3 protein-coding genes are annotated in these 2,666 nt (G+C 44.6%); all 3 read left to right on the top strand.

Features of this window, described 5'->3' with window-relative positions; genetic code table 11:
* Positions 1-84 precede the first annotated feature (84 nt).
* The 3 genes from tnpA to tnpC all read left to right on the top strand — a co-directional run bounded on the left by tnpA (position 85) and on the right by tnpC (position 2,572).
* The gene (gene tnpA, locus WKT17_RS16100) at positions 85-426 is read left to right on the top strand and encodes an IS66 family insertion sequence element accessory protein TnpA (RefSeq protein WP_026648515.1); all 342 of its coding nucleotides are present in this window, start codon (positions 85-87) and stop codon (positions 424-426) included.
* On the top strand, positions 419-772 hold the full coding sequence (tnpB, locus tag WKT17_RS16095) for an IS66 family insertion sequence element accessory protein TnpB (protein ID WP_026648516.1): 354 nt from the start codon (positions 419-421) through the stop codon (positions 770-772). The genes tnpA and tnpB overlap by 8 nt, the downstream gene beginning before the upstream one ends.
* A gap of 153 nt (positions 773-925) precedes the next feature.
* On the top strand, positions 926-2,572 hold the full coding sequence (gene tnpC / locus WKT17_RS16090) for an IS66 family transposase (protein WP_340273672.1): 1,647 nt from the start codon (positions 926-928) through the stop codon (positions 2,570-2,572).
* Positions 2,573-2,666 lie beyond the last annotated feature (94 nt).

Raw genomic sequence — 2,666 nt, 5'->3', positions numbered from 1 at the left:
GTAAGTAAGTAATCATCCGTATCTGTTTTTTCATTTTTTATTCTGCTACAATCTCCTTAAAACTCAGGAGGTATTCTATACACTATGAACAAAGAAGAAAAAGCAAAACTCTGGGCTGACCGTATCCAGCAATACAAAACCAGTGGACAAACGTGTAAACAATGGTGTGCAGAAAACGATATCCCTTTATCTACGATGGGATACTGGACCCGCAGACTTGCTAAAGAAGATCCGGCATCTGAACCTGAACAGGATCTGGTCTTTGCCAGACTGCCATCTGAACGGGAAGCTGCCAGAAAGCTTCTCTCTGAAGAAACTGCACCGGTGCGTATTTTTGTCTCAGACAGTATCCGTATTGAAATATCTGATTCCTGCAGACCGGAACTGATGGAATCCATACTGGGATTCCTGCAGTGCCATGCTTGACCTGGCAGGAGGAACAACGGTATATCTTGCCTGCGGAGTCACTGATCTGAGAAAAAGTTACAATGGTCTGGCTGCCATCATCAAATTAAAATTTCACCTCGACCCATACTCACGCTGCATGTTTGCGTTCTGCAACCGTCGGCGTACTTCTATAAAGATCCTCCAATGGGACGGATCCGGATTCTGGATCCTGATGAAACGGCTCGACCGTAATGCCTTCCACTGGCCGGATACTCCGGACGAACTCCGCCAGGTGACTCTGAAAGAGATCCACTGGCTGTGTGACGGACTATCCTTAAATCCCAGAGGTGCATTTGAGGAACACCATCCAAAGATCATTCTGTAAGCATACGACAGCGGAGCTGTCAATCCCGTAAAAATCATGAAAAATACGACATCTTCCTGCATATTTCCTATATCCGGAAACGCAGTTTTCCATAGGAAAACAGCTGGGATCATGGTATACTTTTGATAATGATAAAAGCCGGGAGGACAGGACATGGAACTGATCTTTACAGATAAACAGCTGAATAACATGAGCCGTGAAGATCTGATCTCATTGATGAAGATCGTACAGGAACAGACAAAGAAGAAGGATACGGAGATCCAGCTGCTGAAGGATAAACAGAAGGAACTCGAATTCTTAAATGCCATGCTCTCTGACCGTCTTACCCTTGCACAGAGGAAACAGTTTGGTGCATCCAGTGAAAAGTATGCCGAAGGCTATGAACAGATGAACCTGTTCAATGAGGCAGAAGCCAGTGCGGATGCGGAAACAGAAGAGGTGTTTGAAGAGATCCGGCCATCCTCTTATAAACGTAAAAAGAGAAAAGGAAAGAGGGAAGAAGATCTTTCCAATTTTGAGACTGTTGAGACCAGGACCTATAAACTGGAAGGGGAAGCCCGTTACTGCCCGGAATGCGGAAAAAAATACAGCGTAGTAACAAAGGAAACCGTAAAACGCCTGCGTTTTGTACCTGCAAAGTTTGAGGTTGAAGAAGAGATCACTTATGTATACAGCTGTCCGAAATGCGGGGCCATGAAACGTCCGGAAAAAGAACCTTCCCTGATCCGTGGAAGTATCGCTACGCCTTCCCTTGTCGCCGGTATCATGAACGCTAAATATGTAAATGGGATGCCTCTGGCACGCCAGGAAAGAGAGTTTGCCAGATATGATCTTGATCTTTCCACAAAGACTATGGCAAACTGGATCATAAACTGTGCAGACAGATACCTGAAACCACTGTATCAGCTGATGAAAGAAGAACTTCTGGAAAGCAGATATATCCATTGTGATGAAAGCCGTATCCAGGTACTTGGAGAACCAGAGCAGAAAGGTACGACCCAGAACTGGATGTGGGTATACCTCACGGATGAGTTCAGTGGCTCCCCGCAGATGGTACTCTTCGATTATGAAAGGACCCGTGCGGGATATCATCCTGTAAACTTTTTAGGGAACAGGTTTCATGGGTATCTGACCTGTGATGGATATCAGGCTTATCACAGTTTAGGAGAAGGTATCATAATAAGCGGATGCCTTACCCATGCAAGACGGCGCTTTGATGCAGCCCTCACAGCATTGAAAAAAGACTTCACAAAAGAACAGCTGAAAGAGACAGTTGCATATCAGGCAATGTCAAGGATCGGGATTCTCTATAAGATTGAGGAGATGCTCCATGACAAAACACCGGAAGAAAAATATGAGGAGCGCCAGAAACAGTCCCGTCCGGTTATGGATGCCATGTTTGAATGGCTGCATACGATGGAAGATTCTGTAGACAGGTCTTCCCTTATTGGTGATGCCATTTTGTATACGCTTAATCAGGAAGTATATCTGAGACGGTATCTGGAAGATGGACATCTCAGCATAGACAACAACAGTGCAGAACGTGCATTGAAAAACTTTGCAGTAGGACGCCGCAACTGGCTGTTTGCCAAAAGTGTACGGGGAGCAGATGCCAGTGCCCTTGTTTACAGCATTACAGAAACGGCACTTCTGAACCATCTGAAACCATACGCATATCTGACTTATATATTGGATGAACTCAGAAAAATGGGGGCTTTTCCTAAAGAGGAAGAATTAAAGAAACTGCTTCCATGGTCAGAGAATCTTCCGGAATACTGCCGTACTAAACTAAAAAAATAATAATAAGCCATCTGATAGAGAATCTGGCAGACAGCCAGGAGCAGTATCAGATGGCTTTTATAAAATGTCAATATACGAATGATTACCTACTTAC

Source organism: Blautia sp. HCN-20427, assembly GCF_037890365.1.
Lineage (GTDB): Bacteria > Bacillota > Clostridia > Lachnospirales > Lachnospiraceae > Blautia.
Note: the sequence above shows the minus strand (reverse complement) of the source record. Positions and strands in the feature narration are given on the sequence as shown.

Coding starts and splice junctions, on each gene's coding strand:
- tnpA (WP_026648515.1), top strand. CDS start 85: ATGAACAAAGAAGAAAAAGCAAAACTCTGGGCTGACCGTATCCAGCAA.
- tnpB (WP_026648516.1), top strand. CDS start 419: ATGCTTGACCTGGCAGGAGGAACAACGGTATATCTTGCCTGCGGAGTC.
- tnpC (WP_340273672.1), top strand. CDS start 926: ATGGAACTGATCTTTACAGATAAACAGCTGAATAACATGAGCCGTGAA.